This is a genomic window from Sphingomonas sp. Tas61C01, assembly GCF_052567495.1.
Window position 1 is genome coordinate 737823 of the sequence record NZ_CP199583.1, and the last position, 21580, is coordinate 759402.

Here is a 21580-nt window from a genome sequence, read left to right on the forward strand (position 1 = left end):
ACAACCGTCATCCCCGCGCCGGCGGGGATGACGGACGTGGTCGTATCTAGGTCCGCGTCGAAACGAAGGCACCGATGCCGGCAGCAGCTTGAGCGCCCTCAGGAACTATGATCCGAAATGATCTTCCAGCCCGCAGGCTGACGCTCGAACACCAGCGTCGTCAGCCCCGTCTCCGGCTTCGTGCCAGCGCCCGGCGGCGTCAGCGTCCAGCGTGCCACCAACAGTTGATGCACGTCGCTCAGCCGCCGGAACGCCAGCATCTGCATACTTAGAACGCCGCGGCTGTTCCCGCCCGCCGTGAAGCTCGGCCGGTAGCGTTCCGCGATCGCCGCCTTGCCGCGAACCACGCCCTTGCTGGTCACGTACATCGCATCGTTGGCGTACGCCGCGACGAACCGGTCGAGATCGCCCGCGTTCCACCCTGCGGTGCTCGCCGCCATCGCCGCCTGCACCGCGGCCTGGGGCGCCGTGGTCTGTGCGGCCACCGGCGCCGCCACCAGCGCCGCGATCATCAAGCTGCTGCGGATCATGCCTCTTCCTCCATCAATGCGATCAACGCCGCCTCGTCGAGCGGATGCGCGCGCAGGAAACCCTGGTAGAAAGCGCAGCCTGCCGCCGCGAGCAGCTCCAGCTGCGCGTCGGTCTCCACCCCCTCGGCGATCACCGGCAGCCCCAGCGACTGCGCCATCTCGATCACCCCGCGAACGACGATGCGGTCGCGCGGCGACTGATCGATCTCGCTGGCGAGCGTCTTGTCGATCTTCAGGTAATCGAGCGGCAACGCCTTCAGATAGGCCAGGCTCGAATAGCCCGTTCCGAAATCGTCGATCGCCACCCGGCACCCGCCCCCGCGCAAGGTCGCGAACAGAGCCGCGGCGGCGGGCAGATCCTCGATCAGCCCGGTCTCGGTGATCTCCACCGTCAGCCGACCACGCGGAAAGCCGCTCTCGTCGACCCGCCCGAGGAACAGCGCGGCGAACCCCGGCCGGGTCACGTCGCTCGCGGTCAGGTTCAGCGACAGCCGCAGCATCTGCAGCGCCCTCGGCCATGCCGCCGCCCGCGCCAGCGCGAGCCGCTGGATGTGATCCGACAGCGCGATGCCCAGATCGGCGCGGTCCGCCGCCGCGAACAGCGTCTCCGCGCCCAGCGGCCCCAGCGTCGCATGATCCCAGCGCGCCAGCGCCTCGACCCCGGTGATCCGCCCCGATGCGATCTCCACCTGCGGCTGGAAGCGCAGGTCGATCTCGCCGCGATCGATCGCGTGATGGAGGTCGATCGCCAACGTATCGAGCGGCGCGACGCCCGCCTTGGTCGCGGTTCGCACCATTCCGTCGCTCGCCCGTGCGGCGGCCAGCGCCTCGCTCGCGCGGTGCAGCAATGCCGCGGCATCGTCGGCCGGCGAGCGCGTCGCGATGCCGACCCGGCTGCCGAGCACCGCGAGCATCTGTTCCACCGGGAACGGCCGTGCCAGCGCCTCGTCGATCGCCGCCGAGATCGCCTCGATCTCCTCGGCATCCGCCTCCACCGCAACGATGAATTCCGATCCGCTGATGCGCACCGCCAGCGGACGCCCCTCGATCCGGCTTTCGACCGCTATCCGCAGCCGCCGCCCCGCCGCGTCGATCAGCGCGTCGACCGCGGGACGGCCATAGGCCGCGTTGACGAGATCGAGCCGCGACAGCGCCAGCAGCAGGACCGAGACCGGGCGATCGGGATCGGCAAGCGCGGTCGCCAACCAGCGCCGCGCGGTCCCCGCATTGCCGTCGTGCTGCCAGGCCGAGGGCGGCTCGCGGCGGTCGATCGCCGCACCGGTCCGCGCGGCATGGCGGGCGGCGAACCGCAGCGAGGCGATCAGTTCGCCCTCCCCCGCCGGGCTGGCGAGGAAGTGGGTCGCGCCCGCCAGATAGAACTCGTCGATGGTGCCGACATCGCCACGCGACACCATCACCAGCAGCGCGCCGCCGGTCGCCGTAACCACCCCGCCCAGCGATCGCACGGCATCGAGCCCGAGATCGAGCGCCCCGCGCGCATCGACCAGCGCGACCGCGGCATCGCTGTCGAGCAGCCGCTTCTCCAGATCGTCATTGTCGCCATAGATCGACGCGTGCCACCCCGCCCCCGCGGCGATCTGCGCCAGCTCGTCGCGCTGGCGGAACGACACGATCAGCAACGGGGGGCCGATGCCGTTTTCCATGTCGTTCACGTCGGTTGCCATGACCGCAGCCTAGCGGCGTTGGCAGGGCCATACCACTCCGGTCTTGTTCGCAGGCGCCGCAACCCCTAGCTCAGACGCGATGGCCACCGCACCCACTCCTCAGGACCAGCCGCTGGTCGACTCGCACGGCCGTACGATCCGCTATCTGCGGATTTCGGTCACCGACCGCTGCGACCTGCGCTGCCGCTACTGCATGGCCGAGAAGATGACCTTCCTGCCGCGCTCCGCCCTGCTCGCGCTGGAGGAGATCGCGATTATCGCCGAGCGCTTCGTCGCGCGCGGGGTCACCAAGCTGCGGCTGTCGGGGGGCGAGCCGCTGGTCCGACGCGATGTCGGCGATCTGGTGACGCGGCTCGGCCGGCTGGTCGGCAACGGCCTCGACGAACTGACCATGACGACCAACGGCACCCGGCTCGCGCATTACGCACCCGCGATGGCCGACGCGGGCATTCGCCGGGTCAACGTCAGCCTCGACAGCCGTGACCCCGATCGCTTCCGCTTCATCACCCGCCACGGTGACGTCGCCCAGGTCCTCGGCGGGATCGCCGCGGCGAAGGATGCCGGCCTCGCGGTCAAGATCAACATGGTGGCGCTGGGTGGGCTTAACGAGGACGAGATCGCGCCGATGCTCGCCTGGTGCGTTGACCAAGGCCACGATCTGTCGCTGATCGAGACGATGCCGCTCGGCGCGATCGACGAGGATCGCATAGATCGCTTCGTGCCGCTACACCGCGTCTTCGATGCGCTAACCGGACAGTTCGACCTGAAGCGCGACCTGCACGACAGCGGTGGTCCGGCGCGCTACTGGCGGGTCGCGGGCACGGCCACGCGCCTCGGGTTGATCTCTCCGCTCACCGCCAATTTCTGCGACGGGTGCAATCGCGTTCGCCTGACCACCGAGGGCAAGCTCTATTCCTGCCTCGGCCATGACGATCAGGTCGATCTCAAGACCGCGCTGCGCGACGGCGGCATCGCCGCGCTCGACGAGGCGATCGATCTCGCGCTGTTCAACAAGCCCGCCCGGCACGATTTCCGGATCGAGGCGGGCAGCGCCCCCGCGGTCGCGCGACACATGAGCGTCACCGGCGGATGAGCCAGTTCGAACGGCGCGCGCTGGTCGCGTCGCCGACCGCCCCCGCCCAGGCGGCAGCGGCCGAACTCGCCGACGCCGCCGACTGGGTCGATCCCGCCGACGCCGACGTCGTCATCGCGCTCGGCGGCGACGGCTTCCTGTTGCAGACCCTCCACACCATGCTCGACCGCCGCCGACCGGTGCCGGTATTCGGCATGAATCTGGGCACCGTCGGTTTTCTGATGAATGAATGGCGCCGTCACGGCCTTGTGGACCGGCTCGAGCGCGCCAAGGCGTTCAAGGTCACCCCGCTGCTGGTGACGGTCACCGGCATCGACGGCCGTATCCACCAGATGCCCGCGATCAACGAGGTCTCGGTACTCCGCGAGACTCGCCAGACGGCGAAGATCGAAGTGATGGTCAACGACCGGGTGGTGCTGCCCGAACTCGCCTGCGACGGCATCCTCGCCGCCACCCCGGCCGGCTCGACCGCGTACAATCTCTCCGCCCACGGCCCGATCCTGCCGCTCGGCTCCAACCTGCTCGCGCTGACTCCGATCAGCCCGTTCCGCCCGCGGCGCTGGCGCGGCGCGATCCTGCCCGACAAGGCACGCATCCAGTGGCGCGTGCTCGATCCCGACAAGCGCCCGGTATCCGCGGTCGCCGACCAGCACGAGATCCGCGACGTCGCCCAGGTCGACATCGCGATGGACCGCGCGCGCGAGCTCACGCTGTTGTTCGACCCCGAACACGCGCTCGACGACCGCATCACCATGGAGCAGTTCATCTCCTAAGCATGCTTGCATCCTCCGACCGGCGAGTTATAGAGCCGCCCTCGGCAACGATCCCTGATAGCTCAGCGGTAGAGCTCTCGACTGTTAATCGAGCGGCCGTAGGTTCGAATCCTACTCAGGGAGCCATTCCGCCGCACCGCGCATTGTCCGGTGCATGCGCCAATCCACCCACATCGTTGCCGTAGACACCCGTCGCCAGGGCATGCTCGACGTCACCCGCCCGATCCTCGACTGGGTGCGCACGCAGGCGATCGACCAAGGGCTGTTGACGATCTTCTGCCGCCACACCTCGGCATCGCTGCTGATCCAGGAGAATGCCGCGCCCGAGGTGCGGACCGACATGGAGGCGTATTTCGCCCGCATCGCGCCCGAGGATCCGGCGTACGAACACGACGACGAGGGCCCCGACGACATGCCCGCCCACTTGCGCGCCGCGCTCACCGGCGTCCAGCTGACGATCCCCGTGATCGACGGCATGCCCGCGCTCGGCACCTGGCAGGGCATCTACCTGTTCGAACACCGCCGCCGTCCGCACCGCCGCAGTCTGGCGCTGCACCTGATCGGCGACTGAACCTGCTTGCGATGTCCGGTACTTATCTGTCGGCGCGTGCTTTTTCGTGGACGGAGCGTTTTTGTTCATCGCTCGTTCCAGGAAAGAGCGGTACTCCTGCGGACGTTCGCCGCATCCGCTGCGAATGGAGACAATCGATGATGCATCTTGGCCGCAAGGCTGTGGTTGCGGCGCTCGCCGCGAGCACGCTGATGGTCGCGGGTTGCGCGACCGAGACTACCTACCGACCCGCCACCGGCCAGGGCTTCGCCCGTACCGGATATAGCGACCGCCAGATCGAGCCCAATCGCTTCCTGGTCAGCTTCTCCGGCAACAGCGTCACGTCGCGCGACACAGTCGAGCGCTACCTGTTCTTCCGCGCCGCCGAGCTGACGCTGCAGAACGGTTTCGACTATTTCGTGATGGCCGATCGCGACACCGATCGCCAGACCCAGACCTACACGACCCCCGGTTTCGGTGGGTTCGGCGGCGGTTTCGGCTATGGCGGCTTCGGCGGGTATTGGGGCCCGGCGTGGCGGTATCGCGGCCGCGGCTTCGGCTGGCGCAGCTACGACCCGTGGTTCGGCGGTGGCTTCGGCCCCTGGGGCAACGACTTCGACGTCCGCACGATCGATCGCTTCGAAGCGACCGCGGAAATCGTGATGCGCAAGGGTCCGATCCCGAAGGACAACCTCCGTGCGTTCAACGCGAAGGCCGTCGTCGACAGCATCGGCCCCTCGGTGGTGCTGCCGAAGGCGGGCTGAGCGGGTCATAGTTTAGGGGGGCGCTGCGCCCAGCGGAGAGGCCCCCTCCATTACTCGCTACCGCGAGCGGTCCCCCTCCCCCGCTGAAGCGAGGGAGGATCTAATTCCTCCCCCGCCAGGGGGAGGTGGCAGTCCGCAGGACTGACGGAGGGGGAGGTAGCTCCGGAAGCTCTCGAGTCTACCAGCCCCGACAAGACCCTCCCCGCCGCCACGGGGAGGGCTTTTCACGTCAGGCGGTTACCGCCCCATGGCAATGCTTGTACTTGTTGCCGGAGCCGCACGGGCACGGTGCGTTGCGGTTCACCCGCCCTTCCCAGTCCGCCGGATCCACCCCGAGCTCGATCGGCTGCGGCTGCGCGATCTGGAGCGGCGGCAGCTGGCTGCGCACCACGCCGCGCGTTCCGCCGTCGATATCGTTGGAGTTGTCCTCGCCGGTGAACGGGTCGAAATGCGTGGTGATGAAGTCCGGCAGCTCGGGGAGGTCGGTCGGCATCTGCATCTGGAACCGGGCGTGCGCGATCGTCTTGGTCACGTCGACCCGGATCGCGTCGAGCATCCGCTGGAACAGCGAGAACGCCTCCTGCTTATATTCGTTGATCGGGGTCTTTTGCGCATAGGCGCGCAGGTGGACGACCTGGCGTAGCGCATCGAGCGTCGCCAGATGCTCCTTCCAGTGATGGTCGAGATTCTGCAGCAGGATCGATTTCTCGACCTGGGTCCAGGTCTCGGTGTCGAGATCCGACGCCTTCGACTCGATCGCCTCGTCCGCCAGGGTGCGGACGCGTTCCTCGACCAGCTCGGGGTCGATCGCCTCCTCGGTCAGCCAGTCGTCGATCGGCGGCTCGAGGTTCAGGATCTCGGCGAGCTGGGTCTTCATCCCCGCCACGTCCCATTGCTCGGGATAGGAATTGGGCGGGCACGCTTCGCCGACGATGACGTTGACCGTCTCCGCGCGCATGTCGCTGACCACGTCGCCGACCGCGTCCGCATCCATGATGTCGGCCCGCTGTTCGTAGATCACCTTGCGCTGGTCGTTCATGACGTCGTCATATTCGACGACCTGCTTGCGGATGTCGTAGTTGCGTGCCTCGACCTTCTTCTGCGCGGTCTCGATCGCCTTCGACAGCCACTTGCTGCCGATCGCCTCGCCGTCCTCGATATTGTTGCGCATCATCTTGGCGAACAGCGTGTCCGGCCCGAAGATCCGCAGCAGATCGTCGTCGAGGCTGAGGTAGAAGCGCGACAGGCCGGGATCGCCCTGCCGCCCCGAACGCCCACGCAGCTGGTTGTCGATGCGCCGACTCTCGTGGCGCTCGGTGCCGAGCACGAACAGCCCGCCCGATGCGAGCACCGCGGCCTTTTCGGCCTGGATCTCGGTCCGGATCGTCGCCGCGCGCGCCTCGTAGTCGGGCGTGCCGGCGACGAGGTCGGGATGTTCGTCGAGCATCCGGAATTCGAGATTGCCGCCGAGCTGGATGTCGGTGCCGCGCCCTGCCATGTTTGTCGCGATCGTCACCGCGGACTTGCGCCCGGCCTGGGCGACGATGTGCGCCTCCATCTCGTGATAGCGCGCGTTCAGCACCTTGTGGTCGACCTTCTCCTCCTGGAGAAACTCGCTCAGCAGCTCGGATTTCTCGATCGACACGGTACCGACCAGCACCGGCTGGCCCTGTTCGGCATGCAGGCGGATCTTCTTGGCGATCGCGCGGAACTTGTCCTGCGTGTCCTTGTAGAACTCGTCCTCCTCGTCGACCCGGCGGATCTCGACGTTGGTCGGGATCGTGACGACGTTCATCTTGTAGATGTCGTAGAACTCGGCCGCCTCGGTCGCCGCGGTGCCGGTCATCCCGCTCAGCTTCGGGTACATACGGAAATAATTCTGGAAGGTGATCGATGCCATCGTCTGGTTCTCGGGCTCGATCTGCACGCCCTCCTTGGCCTCGACCGCCTGGTGCAAGCCGTCCGACCAGCGCCGACCGTCCATCATCCGCCCGGTGAACTCGTCGATGATGACGACCTTGTCGTCCTTCACGATGTAGTCGGTATCGCGCTTGAACATCATGTTCGCACGCAGTGCCTGGTTCAGGTGATGAACGACCTGGGTGTTCTCGAAATCATAGAGGTTGTCGCCCTCCAGCAGCCCCGCGGTCTCGAGCATCCGCTCGACCTTCTCGGTGCCGTCCTCGGTCAGGATGATCGACTTCTGCTTCTCGTCCTTCTCGTAATCGATCGCGTCGAGCCGCTTCACCACCGCATCGACCTGCATATACAGCTCGGACTTGTCGTCGGTAGGGCCGGAGATGATCAGCGGCGTGCGCGCTTCGTCGATCAGCACCGAATCGACCTCGTCGACGATCGCCATCGCGAACGGGCGCTGAACCATCGTCGTGCGCTCATACTTCATGTTGTCGCGCAGGTAATCGAAGCCGAATTCGTTGTTGGTGCCGTAGGTGATGTCCGCGGCATAGGCGTCGCGGCGCTGCTCGTCGGTCAGGTTCGGGATGATCACGCCAACGGTCAGCCCCAGGAAGCGATATACCTGGCCCATCCAGTCGGCGTCGCGCGCGGCGAGATAATCGTTGACGGTGATGACATGGACGCCGTCGCCCGGCAGCGCGTTGAGATAGGTCGCGAGCGTCGCGACCAGCGTCTTGCCCTCGCCGGTGCGCATCTCGGCGATCTCGCCGCGGTGGAGCACGATGCCGCCGACCATCTGCACGTCGTAATGACGCTGGCCCAGCGTCCGGCTGGCGGCCTCGCGCACCGTGGCGAACGCCTCCGGCAGCAGGTCGTCGATCTTGGTGCCGTTCGCCAGTCGCTCGCGGAACAGGACCGTCTGGTTCGCCAGCTGGTCGTCCGACATCGCCTTCATGGCGGGTTCGTAGCTCGCGACCTTGGCGAGGATCGGGTTGAGCGATTTGACGTAGCGGTCGTTGGACGAACCGAACAGCGATTTGGCAAAGCCGCCGAGCATGGCAATTTCCTGAAGATGGAGGACGCGCGACAAGGCGCACGTGGATAGGTCGATCGAAACGGATCCGGCGATGGTCGCCGAAGGTCTCGTGGCTATTCGCGCCGGCGGCTCGCATAGAGCGGCGCGACCGACGCCACGACGGGCGTCACGACCGGCACCGCGATCGTGCGCAGGTCCACGACGACATTGGCGGGACGCGCCGTCGCCTCGCGGGGCATCGTCACCACCGCGGTCCGGATCGCCGTCGCCGCTGCCGCCGCATGCGCCGCGGTCGGCGCGCGCGCGGTCGATACCACCCCGGTCAGGGCGGACAGCAGCGCGGAAAACAGCAGCAGAAGGTTCAAGCGTGGCACCAAAGCGATCGGAGGATGCGGAGATAATCGCAGCAACGCGATAAATCCACGTAAATAGCGCGCACGGGCGGGACGGCACGCCCCGCACCGGTTGCCGCAACCGGGCGAGCATCTATACCGCCGCCATGGCCGATCACCCCCGCTCTCCGCTCGCCCCCGCATCCTTCCCCGCGCTTCCCACGATCCGCGGGGTCGTACCGCGGGTCGCCCGCGCGCACTACAAGACCTGGGACCGCTGCGACCTCACCTATGTCGAGCTAGCGCCCGACACCGTGATCGCGGGCGTCTTGACCCAGAGCCGCTGCCCCTCGCCCGAGGTCGAATGGTGCCGCAAGGCGCTCACCCTCGGCACCGCGCGGGCGCTGGTCGTGAATGCCGGCAACTCGAACGCCTTCACCGGCGCGCGTGGACGCGTCGCGGTGGAGGCGATCGCCGCGCGCACCGCCGCGCATCTCGGCTGCCAGCCGTCGGACGTGTTCGTCGCCTCGACGGGTGTGATCGGCGTGCCGCTGCCCGTCGACAAAGCGGAGGCGGGCCTCGACGCCGCCTTCGCCGCGACGCCGTGCGATTGGCTTGCCGCCGCCGAGACGATCGGCACCACCGACACTTACCCGAAAGGCGCGACAACCAGTGCGATCGTTGACGGCCGCACCGTGACTCTGGTCGGCATCATCAAGGGATCGGGCATGATCGCGCCCGATATGGCAACGATGCTCGGCTTCGTCTTCACCGACGCCGCCGCCGACGCCGCCTTCCTCCACGGCGCGCTGGTCGCGGCCAACGCGAAGAGCTTCTCCTGCATCACCGTCGACGGCGACACGTCGACCAGCGACACCGTGCTCGCCTTCGCGACGGGCGCGGCGGGCAACGCGCCACTGGTCGATCACGATAGCGACGGCGCCGACGCCTTCCGCGCCGCGCTCGCCGATCTCTGCCACCAGCTCGCCCAGCTCGTCGTCCGCGACGGCGAGGGCGCGCAGAAGCTGATCGAGATCCGCGTCACCGGCGCCGAAAGCGACCGCAGCGCGCACCGGATAGCAATGAGCATCGCCAACTCGCCGCTGGTCAAGACGGCGGTCGCGGGCGGCGACGCCAATTGGGGCCGCGTGGTGATGGCGGTCGGCAAGGCCGGCGAACCCGCCGAGCGCGACACCCTATCGATCCGCTTCGGCGATACTCAGGTCGCGCGCGATGGCCTGGCGGTGGACGGCTACGACGAAGCACCGGTCGCATCGCACCTCGCCGGCAGCGAGATCGAGATCGGCGTCGATCTTGCGCTAGGCGACGGCGCCGCCACGGTGTGGACCTGCGACCTGACCCACGGCTACATCGCGATCAACGCCGATTACCGGAGCTGACGGAAGAGCGCTGCCTCCACAAGTTTGTGCTCCCGCGAAGGCGGGAGCCCAGTACTGGGTCCCCGCCTTCACGGGGACACAATGCGGCGATCCTCAGACCAACTCGCCCTCGAGCCATGCCTTCAACCGCCCCTTCGGCTCCGCGCCGACCTTCGTCGCGGCGGGCACGCCGCCCTTGAACAGGATCATCGTCGGGATGCCGCGCACGCCGTAGCGGCCTGGCGCATCCGGGTTCTCGTCGATGTTCAGCTTGGTGATCGTCACCTGCTCGCCGAGTTCCTCCGAAATCTCCTCGAGGCTCGGGCCGATCATCTTGCACGGGCCGCACCATTCCGCCCAGAAATCGACCAGCACCGGCCCGTCGGCGTTGAGCACGTCGGCCTGGAAGCTCGCATCGGTGATTGCCTTGGTCGCCATGAAAATTCTCCTTCTCCACCCCTCTAGGATGGCGTCGTCGCGGGCTCAACGGGCGGCGCGCTAGCTTTGCTCCGTGGTGGCAAAGCCCGGCTTGTACCGCGCCAGCAGATCGTCCGGCAGCATGAACAGTGCCGGCCCCGCCGTATACAGCAGCCCGCCCTCGACCGGTCGATCCGGAAAGATGATCCGCAACGCCGCGACATAGGCCGCGATTTGGCGCAGGTGATAGTGCGGGATCTTATCCACCGTCGCCGGCGCGCGCCGCCCGGTCTTGAAGTCGACGATGCGCACGCGATCGGCGGCGATGGTCAGCCGGTCCACCGTGCCCGACACCACCAGCCCGTCCGCAAGCGTCGCCGCGATCGGCGCCTCCGCCAGCGATTCGGGCCCGAACAGGTCCGCGAACGCCGCGTCGTCGATCACCGCCATCACGTCGGCGACGATCCCCGCGCGCCTGCCCGCATCCTCGACCCCGCCCGCCTGCCGCAGCCAGCGCTCGCCCGCCGCCGCGCGGTCGGCCGGCGGAACCGGCGGCAGCCGCTCGAACAGCGCATGCAGCATCCGCCCTCGCTCCGCCGCCGCCAGCATCTCGGGCCCGGGCGGCGGATCGCTCACCTGGTCCTCGCCGAGCGCCGACGGCGCCAGCGGTCGCGAGGGCCGCGCCTCGACCGGCGCCGCCAACCGCGCCCATGCCGGCAGCGGATAGGGTTCGCCACCCGCATCGACCGTCCTCGTCGGGCGCACCGCCGGCGACGTTGCGCCGTCGCCCATATAGTGCCGTACGCCCGGTCCCGCCTCGACCCCCAGCGCGTCGAACGCCGCCGCCGCGACCGCATACCAGCTAGCCGCCGGCGGCACGCCCTTGCTGCGCACGCCGAGCGCGCCCGCGATCACCAGCCGCTCCTCGGCGCGGGTCGCGGCGACGTAGAACAGCCGCCAATGCTCGGCCAGTTCGCGCGCCTCGACCGCCGAGATCGCCTCGTCGAGCGGCCCGCCCCGCTCCGCCGCGCGCGGGCGGAAGACCGGGATCGCCGCCGCCGCGCCCTCGGGCGTCCAGCGCACCAGCGATCGCGGCGCCGCGGTCGGATCGACGGTCGCATCCGCCAGGATCACCAGCGGCGCCTGCAACCCCTTCGCCCCGTGGGCGGTCATCACCCGCACCGCATCGAGCGGCGCCGACGGATCGCGCACGATCTCGACATCGCCGCGATCGAACCAGTCGAGGAAGCGCTGCAACGACGGCGTCGACCCCGTCTCGAACGCCAGCGCCGCGCCGAGCAATTCCTCGATCGGATCACGGGCCTCCGCCCCCAGCCGTCGCAGCAGCTTGCGCCGGCCGTCGAGCGGACCCGACAGCATATCCTCCAGGAACCGGTAGGGCGTCGCGAAATCCGCCCGCGCCAGGATCGTCCGTAACGGCGCCAGCCGCTCCGCCGGCTGGGTTCGTATCAGGTGCCGCCACAGGCTCCCGCTCTCGCGTGGCGCCGCTGCCATCAGCTCGTCCTGCGTCCAGCCTAGCAGCGGCGACACCAGCAGCGCCGCCAGCGACAGATCGTCGTCGGGTTGCAGGACGAAGCGCACGGCGGCGAGCAGGTCCTGCACCGCCAGCGGCGCGTTCAACCGCAGCCGATCGACCCCTGCGACCGGCACCCCCTCCGCATAGAGCCGCGCGACCAGCAGCGAGGCGAGATCGCCGCGGCGCTTGACCAGGATCATGATGTCCTCGGGCCGGAGCGCGCGTCCCTTGCTGCCGAGCATCGTGCCCGCATCGAGCCAGCCCTTCACCGCCCGCGCGATCGCAGTCGCCTGAGCGCGGACCGCATCGTCGATCCAGCCTTCCTCTTCCTCTTCGCTGCCGCCCGCCACCACCGGCGGCCATAGCTCGACCAGGCCCGGCCCCGGCACTTCGCTGGCGTGCCGGTCGATCTCGCCGACCACGCCCAGTCCGGGCTCGCCGACCGCATCGATCGCCGCGTCAACGAAATCGAGGATCGGTCGGGTGGACCGGAAGCTGTGCGTCAGCGATAGCCGCGCCAGCGGCAGCCCGCGCTCGTTCTCGGGCCAGTCGTCGTCACCCGACACTTCCTCGGCACGCCGTTCGAAATGCTTCCCCGCCGCGGCGAAATTCACCGGGTCGGTGCCCTGGAAGCCGAAGATCGCCTGCTTGTAGTCGCCGACCGTGAACAGCGTCCGCGTCGACGGCGCATAGATGCCGCGCCCGACGAAGAACTCGTCGGCCAGCGCGCGGACGATCCGCCACTGGTGCGCGTTGGTGTCCTGCGCCTCGTCGATCAGCACGTGTTCGGTCGCCTGGTCGAGCTTGTAGCGTACCCACTCGCCGATCCCGGGCTGGTCGAGCAACGCCACCGTGGTCGCGATCAAATCGTCGAAATCGACCCCGCCGACGCGGCGCTTGGCGGCGGCATAGTCCCGCGCATAGTCGCGCCCGACCGTCAGCGCGTCCGCGAGCAGATCGGCATAGGCCGCACGGATGCCGAGCGAGAGCAGGTCCGAACACTGGCCGTGCAGGTCGGCGACGATCTCGCCATAGTCCGGATGCTGCGGCGCCTGCCCCTTGGCGACCGAGCGCGGATCGCCGTCCGCACGCGCCCACACGCCGTGCAGATCGCCGAGCGACTCGACCCGCTGCTCCGCCGACGCGCCGAGCCACGCCTCGACCGCTGCGGCGCGGGTCAGCCCGACCTTGGTGCCCCAGTCGCGATTATGCTCGGCCACCGCGCGGATCGCGGCCTCGTCGATCGCCTCGCGCCCATCCGAGATTGCCGCGGCGATGTCGCCCTGCGGCAGATCGAGTGCGCGGCGCAGCCACGGTCCGATCCCCGACGGCAGCGCCTCCAGCGCCGGTAGCGACCGCGCGCACGCGATCAGGAACGACTCCGCCCCGCCTTCGCCCATCCGTCGGCTCAGCGCACCGATCGTCTCGATCGGTGCGGTCCGCCCCTCGCGCTCGGCATCCGACAGCATCGCCGCCAGCGTCTCGCGCGCCAGCACCGCCTCCTCGCGCGCCTCCAGCGGCCGGAACCCCGGCGTCAGCCCCGCCTCAACCGGGAACGCCGCGAGCAGCCCCTGGCAGAAGCCGTGGATCGTCTGGATCCGCAATCCCCCTCCCGCCGCATCCAGCACGCTCGCGAACAACGTCCGCGCCCGCTGCTGCAACGCCGGGGTCGCGCGTTCGCCGAGTGCATCGAGATCGGCGAACAGCTGCGCGGGCGGCATCCGCACCCACGCGGCGAGCCGGTCGTTGATCCGCTGCGCCATCTCCGCCGCGCCAGCCTTGGTGAAGGTGAGGCACAGGATCGCCGCCGGATCGACCCCGCGCAGCAACAGCCGGAACACTCGCGCCGCCAGCACCTGGGTCTTGCCCGTCCCCGCCGACGCCGACAGCCAGACATGCGCCTGCGGATCGCTCGCCGCGGCCTGTGCGCCCTTCAGCCGGGGCAGCGCGCGGATCGGGCCGTCACTCACGGCCATACCATTCGTCGCGACGCATCAACTGGTCGTATTCGGCATAGGGGGCATATTCGGGCACCAGCTTGGCGGTGAACGCGTCGTCGCCGGTCAGCCACCGCGCCGCCGCCCCGACGAAGTTGGTGACGGCGACGGTGGTGAACTCGCTCGTCACGATCCGGTCCTTCTTGCCCTCCGGATCGACCGGGGTGGCGACATAGCCGAAGCCGTCGCGATTGCGCCCCAACGACCAATATTCGAACGCGCCGACCTTGCCCGACATCCCCTCGAACCCGCCGCGCTCCGCGATCGCGCCGAGCAGCCCGAGCTGCAGGCTGTACCCCGCCCGCACCGCGGTCGCCGATGGCGGCTTGCCGCTTTTGTAGTCGACGATCGCGAGCGCGCCGTCGGGCAGACGGTCGATCCGGTCGTACCGTCCCGACAGCGTCACCCCGCCGACCGCGATCTCGCCGCGTCCCTCCGCGCTCGCGACCACCCGGCCCATCGCCGCATCGGTCGCAACCTGCTGGGCAATCCAGTCGATCGCCTCCATCAGCCGCGGCCCCCACAAGGCGCGCATCATCGGGTGCGCCGCGACGTCGTCGAGCATCGCCAGCGCGCGCGGCCGCAGCGCGTCGATCGCGCACCGGTCCTCCTTCCACCAGCATTCGAGAATGTCGTGCACCGCGGTCCCGCGCCACGCCGCGCTGGCGTCCGCATCGACCGGATCGAGCGGCATCAGGCCGAGCACCCGCCGCGCGTAGAAGGCGAATGGATCCGCCTTCAGCCGGTCGATCTCGGTCACCGATATCCTGGTCGGCCGCAGGATCGCGGGTGGCGTCGGCGCCGGCCTGTCGGCGGGCGCATGCTCCCCCGGATCGTCGAGCGCCCGCGCCCAATGCTCGTACACGCTCGCCCGGACGAAGCGGTCGCCCGCCATCGCCTGGAGCCGAAGCCACAGCCGCGACGCCAGCGCCGGCGACGCCGCATCGCGCCGCGCCCGCGTGACGAGCGCCGCGGGGTTGCCCAGCGCTTGCCCGAAATCATGCGCGGCGAGCCCGATCGATCGTTCCAGCCCGGGCAGCCCCAGCTCCGCCCTGATCCGCGGCGCCAGCCACGGATCGGGCGCCGGCCGCCCCGGCCAGACACCCTCGTTGAGCCCGCCGAGGATCATCAGGTCCGCCGATTGCAGCCGGGCCTCGATCAGCCCGTAGATCGCGAGGCGCGGATGACCGCCCTGTTGCGGCCGCACCGCCACCTCGTCGAGCAAGCCGCGCAGCAGCGGTGCCAGCGCGGCCGGGTCGATCGTCTCGGGGCCGAGCGAGGCGTGTCGTTCCAGCTCGTCGAGGAACGTCGCCGCCGCACGCCCCGCCGCGCCTGCCCACAGCTCGTCGCCGCACATCGCCTGCGCAGTCTCCCGCACCACTGCCAGTAAGGCGGCCAGCGGCTGCGACCCCAAATCGAACGCCCGCTCGATATCGCCGAGCAACCCGCGCGGCTCCGCCCACCAGTCGCCACGCTGCTGCGTATCAATCCCCGCGAGCCCCGCCGCCGGCCGCGGCCCCCGCAGCGCCCGATCGAGCGCCCGAACCCCATCGAGCCACGCCAGCCGCGCGTCGCCGCTCCGCACCAGCGGGTGCTTCAGTAGCGCCAGCAGGGCGAGCGGCGCGAACCGCTGCGCCGCCGCCTCGACCAGCGCGAGGAGCAGCGTGCCGGGCGGCGACAACGACAGCGGCGATCCGGCGGAGTCGTCGATCTCGATGCCCCAGCGCGCGCAATGCGCCGCCACCCGCCGCGCCAGCGCGCGATCCGGCGTGACCAGCGCGGCGGTCCGGCCCGGCGTCTCGAGTGCCTCGCGAAGTGCCAGCGCGATCGCTTGCGCCTCCTCCGCCGCGGTCGCCACCTCCACCGCCGCCACCCCCGACAGACGTCGATCCTCCGCCTTAAGGTCGGTCCATTTCGCGGTGAACAGCGGCGGCGCCAGCGCATTGGCGATCGCGCGCCCCCGCGCCGCACCCGCATCGGGCCCGTCGCCGCCACCGCGCCACGTCGCCACCTCGCCGCGTCCAGCGCTCATCCGCTCGAGCAGCAGCTTCAAGTGGAACTGCGGATGCGTCTCGATCGATCGCCGCACGCTACCGGTCACCGGATCGGGCGCATGCGGGCCGAGCGCGTCCCACTCGTCCTGCGGGAACGCCAGGTCGAGCCCCGCGAACACCGTCATCCCGTTGGGCAGTTCGGCCACGCAGCGCAGCAGCCGCGCGACCGCCGGTGCCGGATCGGTCACCCCCGCCGCGCACACGAAGCTCGCCGGCGGGGCCTGCCGCCAGCGCGCGACCAGCCGGTCGAGCAGCAGGCTCCGCCGCGTGGCCGCATCGATCCGCCCGATTCGTGCCAGCTCAAGCGGCCAGCGGTCGAGCACGACGGAGAAGGTCGACAGCGCACGCTGCCAATGCTCGGTCAGCTCGGGACCGAGATCGATCTCGCCGAGCCGCTCGGGCGCGACCTCTTCGACCAGCAGCTGGTCGAGTGTCCGGCACAGCTCCCCCGCCAGCCGCACCGCCTCGGCGGCATCGATCGGCGTTCCGGCACGCCGCCGTTCCTCGCCCACTAGCCGCGCCAGGATCATCCGCCGTTCCAGCGGTGCCACCGCCGGCGCGGGCGGCGCCGCCGCGTCCGCGGGTTCGAGCGCCGCACCGATCGCCTCGCCCAGATCGGGGCTGCCGAGCGCCACCAGCCGCGGCAGCAACAGCCCGCTCCCGCTCGCGCGTACGAACGCTTCGGTCACCGCCCTGACCGCGCGGTTGTTCGGCAGCAGCACCAAGCCGCGTGCCAATGCCAGCGGCTCGCTACCGGCGCGCCGCATCAACCCCGCCACGAGCGAATCGGCGAAGCCGCGGTGCGCCGGGATCGTGAAGAGCTGGAGCCGCCCCCCGCCCTCCCGCGGCTCAGCCATAGGCCAGCAACGCTTCGGTCCGCGGGATCGCCGCCGGGGTGCCGACGTCGAACCACGATCCCTGGTGGACCTGTGCATAGGCGCGCCCCGCCGCGATCGCTCGGGACCAGAACAGATTGAGCGAGAACGGCCCTTCGGGCGCGTCCACGATCACCCGCGGATGGAGGATCTGAATGCCGGTATAGACGAACGGCGCTACCCGGCCGGGCTTGCGTCGACCCGTGATCCGCCCGTCCGCGGCGACCACGAAGTCGCCCAGCCCGCCATGATTGTGCGCGCGGGCCAGTGGGACGACCAATAGCAGCACGTCCATCGTCGCCGCGTCCCAGCGCGAGGCGAGCAGCTCGATCGTGTCGATCGGACCGTCGAGCCACAGATTGTCGCTGTTGACGACCACAACCGGCGCGTCGCCAATCAAGGCTCGCGCCTGCACCAGCCCGCCGCCGGTCTCCATCAGCCGCGCGCGCTCGTCGGAGATCACGACCTCGATCCCCTCGCGCGCCTCCAAGTGAGCCTCCAGCATGTGCGCGAGATAATGAACGTTGACGACCGCGCGCTTCACCCCTGCCGCGACCAGCCGGTCGAACACGTGATCGATCAGCGGCTTGCCCGCGACCTCGACCAGCGGCTTGGGCCGCGTCGCTGTCAGCGGCCGCATCCGCTTGCCAAGGCCTGCCGCCATGACCATCGCGGTCTCCGGCACCGCGACCTCCAGCCGCGGACGGATCGCCAGCTGGCGGGTCATCGAGCCAGCGCCAGCGGATCGCCGCGCAATTCGGGCGGGATGTTGGCGTCGAACCACCGCGAGACCGGCGCCAGCACCGGCTGCGCCAGATCGCGCTCCAAATAGGTCCACACCCGCGGGCACAGCGTCGGATACCGAACCTTGCGGTCACGCCGCCACAGCCGCGTGAAGATGCCGATAATCTTCGCGTTCCGCTGCGCGCCGAGCACGTGATACGCCTTCATGAAATCGTCGGCCGCCCCGGTCGCGGCACGATAGCGCGCCAGCATAGCCCGCTCGGTCTCGGGTGCGACATCGCGCCGCGCATCCTGCAACAGCGACACCAGATCATAGGCGGGATGCCCGACCAGCGCGTCCTGGAAGTCCAGCAGGCCCAGCGTCTGCGCCTCGCCCACCAGCATCAGATTTTCCGCATGATAGTCGCGCAGCACCGTCACCGGCGGCGTTGCGATCACGTGGCCGAGCACCGCGTCCCACGCCTCGACATAGCCCGCGCGATCGACCTCGATCCCCAGCGCGGGGCAATACCATTCCAGCAGCAATCCCGCCTCGCGCTGCAGCAGTTCGCGATCATAGGGCGGAAACGGCCCCGCCGGCACCGCGGCCAACGTCACCAGCAGATCGATCGCCGCGCCATACAGCCGGTCTACGACGCCGCCATCCTCGTCGACCGCCTCGCGCATCCGCGCGTCGCCGAAATCCTCCAGCAGCACCAACCCCGCCTCGGCATCGGCCGCGTGGATCGCGGGCGCCGCGAAGCCGTGTGCGGCGAGCCACGCCGCGACATCGAGGAATCGCTGCGGCGCCTCCTGCGGCGGCGGCGCGTCCATCAAGATCGCGTCGCGGCCTTGCGAACGCACCCGGAAATAGCGCCGGAACGACGCGTCGCCCGATAGCGGTTCGATCACACCGCCCCAGCCATGCGCGTCGAGAAAGGCGCCGGCGCCGGCGGGGGGGATCATCTCGGCCATCGCGCGCTCCAAGCCGCCGGCACCGCGACTGTCAAGGCACGTGCGCCGTCCGGTTCGATCGCCAGCGTCAGCGCCAGCGCGTCGGGCCACCAGCCCGGCGCCCGCTCCGGCCATTCGATCAACAGCGCCGAATCGCTGCGCGCCTCGTCGAGCCCCAGTTCCTCGATTTCGGCGGGGTCCTCGATCCGGTACAGGTCGACGTGCATCACCGGCATCCGCACCTCGGGCGGCGCATAGGGCTGGACGATCGCGAAGCTCGGCGACGGCGCCTCGCCCGCAAGACCCAGCGCGGCCAGCAGCCCGCGTGCGATGCTGGTCTTGCCCGCACCCAGGTCTCCCTGCAGCGTGATCACGTCACCGGCGCGCAGCAGCGGCGCCAGGGACGCGCCGAACGCCTCGGTCGCCTGCGGATCGGCGAGCCGGATCACCGCCGCGGCAGCTCGATCGTCACCAGCGTGCCCGCGCCCGGTTCCGAAACCAGGTCGATGGTGCCGCCATGCGCCTCGACGAACTGCCGAGCGAGTGGCAGCCCCAGGCCCAGCGCACGCTCGCCGGTCCGTGTCGCGGGCTCGGCGAACCGGTCGAACGCCGCCGCGACCGCCACCTCGTCCATTCCCGGTCCATCGTCCGACACCACGATCCGCGCCGCCGTGGCGTTGCCGTCGGCATGCAGCAAGATACGCCCGCCCTCGGGCGTTGCCGACATCGCGTGGCGCAGCAGGTGCTCGATCGTCTCGCGCAGCCGCCGGCGATCGCCACTGACGCGACCGGTCGACCGCGCGATCTCGACCGCGAAGTCGAGATGCCGGCGCTTGGCGGTCGGCATGATCGTGTCCGCCGCCTCGCGCGCGATCACCGCCAGATCCAGATCCTCGCGTTCCAGCTCGTCCGACGCCTCGTCACCGCGCGTCAGATCGAGCACATCGTCGACCAGCAGACCGAGCCGCTCGACTGATTCGAGGATCGCCTCGACATACACGTCGGCTTCCTTGGGCAGCTTGCCCGCATAGCCGCCGTGCAGCATCTCCGCGAAGCCGCTGATCGACGTCAGCGGCGTACGCAGTTCGTAGCTCATATTGGCGACGAACGCGGTCTTGACCTTGTCCGCGGCTTCCAGCGCATCCGCCCGATCACGGAGCGCCTGTTCGGCGCGGCGGCTGTCGGTGATGTCGAGCATCGTGAACAGCGCGTTGCCGTCGGGCAGCGGCACCGCGGCGAATTCGAAATAGCGCCCGTCCGCAAAAGCCACTCGGCCGCCGCGCTGCTGCCGCTCGATCGTCGCCGACCGGACCAGCTCGGGGATCAGCACCGACCGGCTCGGCGTCGCCAGCTTGTCCTTGGCGGCGTCCGCGAACGCATCGACCCGCGGGTGCGACGCGAGGAACTCCTCCTCGAACCCCCACACCGCGCGCATCCGGTTGTTCCACAATTGCAGCCGGCCATCCGCCGCGAACACGCCCAGCGCCTCGAACAGGTTGTCGAACGTCGCGGTCCGCACCCGCAGCAGCGTGTCGCGCGCGCTCGCCAGCTGGACCTGCTCGGTGCGATCCTCGAAGATCAGCAGCAGCCCGCCATCGGGCAGCGGCTGCGCGACGACGCGAAGATGCGTACCGCCGCGCAGGTGCCAATTTTCCTCGACCGCCTCGTCGGTCAGCACGAACCAGTCGCGCCGCTCCGCCTTCCACGCCGGAAAGTCGCGGACGTCCGGCAAGCGGTCCGCCTCGCGCATCCGCTCGATGACCCGATCGAATTCCGGCCGATCCGCGAGCCATTCGGCGCGCATCGCGAACATCCGCCGGAACGGCTGGTTGCAGAACACCAGTCCGCGATCGAGCCCGAACTGCGCAACGCCTGCAGACAGCTGGTCGAGCATCGCACGCTGCGCATCCGCGAACCGCTTCTGCCGCGCGCGGCTCTGTTCGAGATCCTCGATATCGACCGCGAACCCCGCGATCCCGCCGGTCGGCAGCGGCACGTCGTGCACCTGCAGCGAGCGCCGCTCTCCGTCGATCGTCGCGGGCAGCACCTGCGCGTGCGGCCGCCCCTGCTCGCGCGCCGCCGCCGCCCCGGCGAGCGGTCCGCCGCGTCCCGAACCCTCGACCAGTTCGAGTCCTCGCGCCACCACGTCGGACGCGCTCGCCCCCTCCACCGCGCGGACATAAGCGGAATTGACCATTGCCAGCTTCAGATCGGGCCCGCGATACCACATCGGCAGCGGTGCCGCCTCGATCAGCCCGGTCAGCGCCTCGAACGCTGCCGACAGCCGCGCGGATTCGTTCGACAGCCGCGCGATCTCCGCCTCGCTTTCGGTCGCATCGAACGCCCAGATCACCACCGCCCCGGTTGCGCCGAGATCCCCCGGCGCGCGGCTGCCGTGCATCGTGATCGACCGGTTCGAGCCCACCGGCGTCACCGCGCGCACGAAGCCGCGCCCGGCCCGCTGCGCCGCCGCGACGTCGCCAGCGACCAGCGCCGCGTCGTCGCCCGACAGCCCGTGTCCCTCCGCGCTCAGATCCGCGAGGAACCGCGGCGACGCTGGCAGCCCGAGCCAATCCGCCATCCGCGCCGGCATCTCGACCCGCCCGTCCGCACGCACCAGCATCGCCAGCGCGGGCGCGCTCTGCCGTACCGCATCGAGGTCGAGGTTCGCCGCGATCACCCGCGCCGCCTCGGCGCGTGCCAGCAACCCCAGGAACAACAGATACCCAGCCCCGCCGAGCAGCGCGAAGACGATCCCGCCGATGATCAGCGCCGGCCCGACCCCGAGAGTGATCATCGGACATGATCCGAACGGCGGCGGGTCGAGTGCATCGCCCTACCCTAGGCCAAGTCGATACCCGCGGGGAAGCGCTCTCCGCCGAATCCAGCGCGCATCACCAACGACAAAGCCACGCACGGCGTACCGTACGTGGCTTTGCGATTGTCACAGCCGGGGAGCGGACT

Annotated in this window: 16 protein-coding genes and 1 tRNA gene; 6 read left to right on the top strand and 11 right to left on the bottom strand. The window is 69.7% G+C overall.

From position 1 onward, the window contains the following. Positions 1-98: 98 nt before the first annotated feature. Positions 99-530, bottom strand: a complete 432-nt coding sequence (locus tag ACT009_RS03430) for a YybH family protein (protein ID WP_445192979.1) — start codon at positions 528-530, stop codon at positions 99-101. Further along, a complete protein-coding gene (locus tag ACT009_RS03435) occupies positions 527-2215 on the bottom strand; it encodes an EAL domain-containing protein (RefSeq protein ID WP_445192980.1) in 1689 nt (562 codons plus the stop codon). Before ACT009_RS03435 ends, ACT009_RS03430 begins: the two co-directional genes overlap by 4 nt. A 79-nt stretch (positions 2216-2294) precedes the next feature. Between ACT009_RS03435 and moaA the strand changes: the two genes are divergently transcribed. The 5 genes from moaA to ACT009_RS03460 all read left to right on the top strand — a co-directional run bounded on the left by moaA (position 2295) and on the right by ACT009_RS03460 (position 5395). Beyond that, complete coding sequence (gene moaA / locus ACT009_RS03440) at positions 2295-3308, top strand: GTP 3',8-cyclase MoaA (protein WP_445192981.1); 1014 nt, start codon at positions 2295-2297, stop codon at positions 3306-3308. After that, positions 3305-4081 carry an NAD kinase gene (locus tag ACT009_RS03445; protein WP_445192982.1) on the top strand — a complete coding sequence of 259 codons (777 nt, stop codon included), beginning with the start codon at positions 3305-3307 and terminating at the stop codon, positions 4079-4081. The genes moaA and ACT009_RS03445 overlap by 4 nt, the downstream gene beginning before the upstream one ends. 51 nt (positions 4082-4132) lie before the next feature. Next, positions 4133-4207: transfer RNA gene (locus ACT009_RS03450), tRNA-Asn, on the top strand. Between the two features lie 28 nt (positions 4208-4235). Then, a complete protein-coding gene (locus ACT009_RS03455) occupies positions 4236-4652 on the top strand; it encodes a secondary thiamine-phosphate synthase enzyme YjbQ (protein ID WP_445192983.1) in 417 nt (138 codons plus the stop codon). Positions 4653-4789: 137 nt separating this feature from the next. Continuing rightward, complete coding sequence (locus ACT009_RS03460) at positions 4790-5395, top strand: CC0125/CC1285 family lipoprotein (RefSeq protein WP_445192984.1); 606 nt, start codon at positions 4790-4792, stop codon at positions 5393-5395. Between the two features lie 229 nt (positions 5396-5624). Here the strand turns inward: ACT009_RS03460 and secA are convergent, their stop codons facing one another. Then, positions 5625-8369, bottom strand: a complete 2745-nt coding sequence (secA, locus tag ACT009_RS03465) for a preprotein translocase subunit SecA (RefSeq protein WP_445192985.1) — start codon at positions 8367-8369, stop codon at positions 5625-5627. 92 nt (positions 8370-8461) lie between these two features. Then, the gene (locus ACT009_RS03470) at positions 8462-8713 is read right to left on the bottom strand and encodes a hypothetical protein (RefSeq protein WP_445192986.1); all 252 of its coding nucleotides are present in this window, start codon (positions 8711-8713) and stop codon (positions 8462-8464) included. Between the two features lie 134 nt (positions 8714-8847). Here ACT009_RS03470 and argJ point away from each other — a divergent pair, with 134 nt between their 5' ends. Continuing rightward, positions 8848-10080 (top strand): bifunctional glutamate N-acetyltransferase/amino-acid acetyltransferase ArgJ, encoded by a 1233-nt coding sequence (gene argJ / locus ACT009_RS03475; protein WP_445192987.1) that lies wholly within the window; start codon positions 8848-8850, stop codon positions 10078-10080. Positions 10081-10173: 93 nt separating this feature from the next. On the opposite strand, the gene trxA is transcribed toward argJ, so the two are convergent. Genes trxA through ACT009_RS03510 form a run of 7 tightly spaced genes read right to left on the bottom strand, consistent with a single transcriptional unit; the run spans position 10174 to position 21413 of the window. Next, positions 10174-10497, bottom strand: a complete 324-nt coding sequence (gene trxA, locus ACT009_RS03480; protein ID WP_375421340.1) for a thioredoxin TrxA — start codon at positions 10495-10497, stop codon at positions 10174-10176. 60 nt (positions 10498-10557) lie between these two features. Then, a complete protein-coding gene (gene addA, locus ACT009_RS03485) occupies positions 10558-13989 on the bottom strand; it encodes a double-strand break repair helicase AddA (protein ID WP_445192988.1) in 3432 nt (1143 codons plus the stop codon). Beyond that, the gene (locus tag ACT009_RS03490; protein WP_445192989.1) at positions 13976-16921 is read right to left on the bottom strand and encodes a PD-(D/E)XK nuclease family protein; all 2946 of its coding nucleotides are present in this window, start codon (positions 16919-16921) and stop codon (positions 13976-13978) included. The genes addA and ACT009_RS03490 overlap by 14 nt, the downstream gene beginning before the upstream one ends. After that, positions 16914-17666, bottom strand: coding sequence for a nucleotidyltransferase family protein (locus ACT009_RS03495; RefSeq protein WP_445192990.1), 753 nt, complete (start codon positions 17664-17666; stop codon positions 16914-16916). The genes ACT009_RS03490 and ACT009_RS03495 overlap by 8 nt, the downstream gene beginning before the upstream one ends. Further along, positions 17663-18628 carry an aminoglycoside phosphotransferase family protein gene (locus ACT009_RS03500; RefSeq protein ID WP_445194000.1) on the bottom strand — a complete coding sequence of 322 codons (966 nt, stop codon included), beginning with the start codon at positions 18626-18628 and terminating at the stop codon, positions 17663-17665. The genes ACT009_RS03495 and ACT009_RS03500 overlap by 4 nt, the downstream gene beginning before the upstream one ends. Next, positions 18625-19062, bottom strand: coding sequence for a tRNA (adenosine(37)-N6)-threonylcarbamoyltransferase complex ATPase subunit type 1 TsaE (gene tsaE, locus ACT009_RS03505; protein ID WP_445194001.1), 438 nt, complete (start codon positions 19060-19062; stop codon positions 18625-18627). The genes ACT009_RS03500 and tsaE overlap by 4 nt, the downstream gene beginning before the upstream one ends. Beyond that, positions 19062-21413 carry a PAS-domain containing protein gene (locus ACT009_RS03510; RefSeq protein WP_445192991.1) on the bottom strand — a complete coding sequence of 784 codons (2352 nt, stop codon included), beginning with the start codon at positions 21411-21413 and terminating at the stop codon, positions 19062-19064. Before ACT009_RS03510 ends, tsaE begins: the two co-directional genes overlap by 1 nt. Between the last annotated feature and the right edge of the window lie 167 nt (positions 21414-21580).

Bases quoted from the DNA above. Each gene is read 5' to 3' on its own strand.
- ACT009_RS03430 (WP_445192979.1), bottom strand. From the start codon at position 530: ATGATCCGCAGCAGCTTGATGATCGCGGCGCTGGTGGCGGCGCCGGTG.
- ACT009_RS03435 (WP_445192980.1), bottom strand. From the start codon at position 2,215: ATGGCAACCGACGTGAACGACATGGAAAACGGCATCGGCCCCCCGTTG.
- moaA (WP_445192981.1), top strand. From the start codon at position 2,295: ATGGCCACCGCACCCACTCCTCAGGACCAGCCGCTGGTCGACTCGCAC.
- ACT009_RS03445 (WP_445192982.1), top strand. From the start codon at position 3,305: ATGAGCCAGTTCGAACGGCGCGCGCTGGTCGCGTCGCCGACCGCCCCC.
- ACT009_RS03455 (WP_445192983.1), top strand. From the start codon at position 4,236: ATGCGCCAATCCACCCACATCGTTGCCGTAGACACCCGTCGCCAGGGC.
- ACT009_RS03460 (WP_445192984.1), top strand. From the start codon at position 4,790: ATGATGCATCTTGGCCGCAAGGCTGTGGTTGCGGCGCTCGCCGCGAGC.
- secA (WP_445192985.1), bottom strand. From the start codon at position 8,369: ATGCTCGGCGGCTTTGCCAAATCGCTGTTCGGTTCGTCCAACGACCGC.
- argJ (WP_445192987.1), top strand. From the start codon at position 8,848: ATGGCCGATCACCCCCGCTCTCCGCTCGCCCCCGCATCCTTCCCCGCG.
- trxA (WP_375421340.1), bottom strand. From the start codon at position 10,497: ATGGCGACCAAGGCAATCACCGATGCGAGCTTCCAGGCCGACGTGCTC.
- addA (WP_445192988.1), bottom strand. From the start codon at position 13,989: ATGGCCGTGAGTGACGGCCCGATCCGCGCGCTGCCCCGGCTGAAGGGC.
- ACT009_RS03490 (WP_445192989.1), bottom strand. From the start codon at position 16,921: ATGGCTGAGCCGCGGGAGGGCGGGGGGCGGCTCCAGCTCTTCACGATC.
- ACT009_RS03495 (WP_445192990.1), bottom strand. From the start codon at position 17,666: ATGACCCGCCAGCTGGCGATCCGTCCGCGGCTGGAGGTCGCGGTGCCG.
- ACT009_RS03500 (WP_445194000.1), bottom strand. From the start codon at position 18,628: ATGATCCCCCCCGCCGGCGCCGGCGCCTTTCTCGACGCGCATGGCTGG.
- ACT009_RS03510 (WP_445192991.1), bottom strand. From the start codon at position 21,413: ATGATCACTCTCGGGGTCGGGCCGGCGCTGATCATCGGCGGGATCGTC.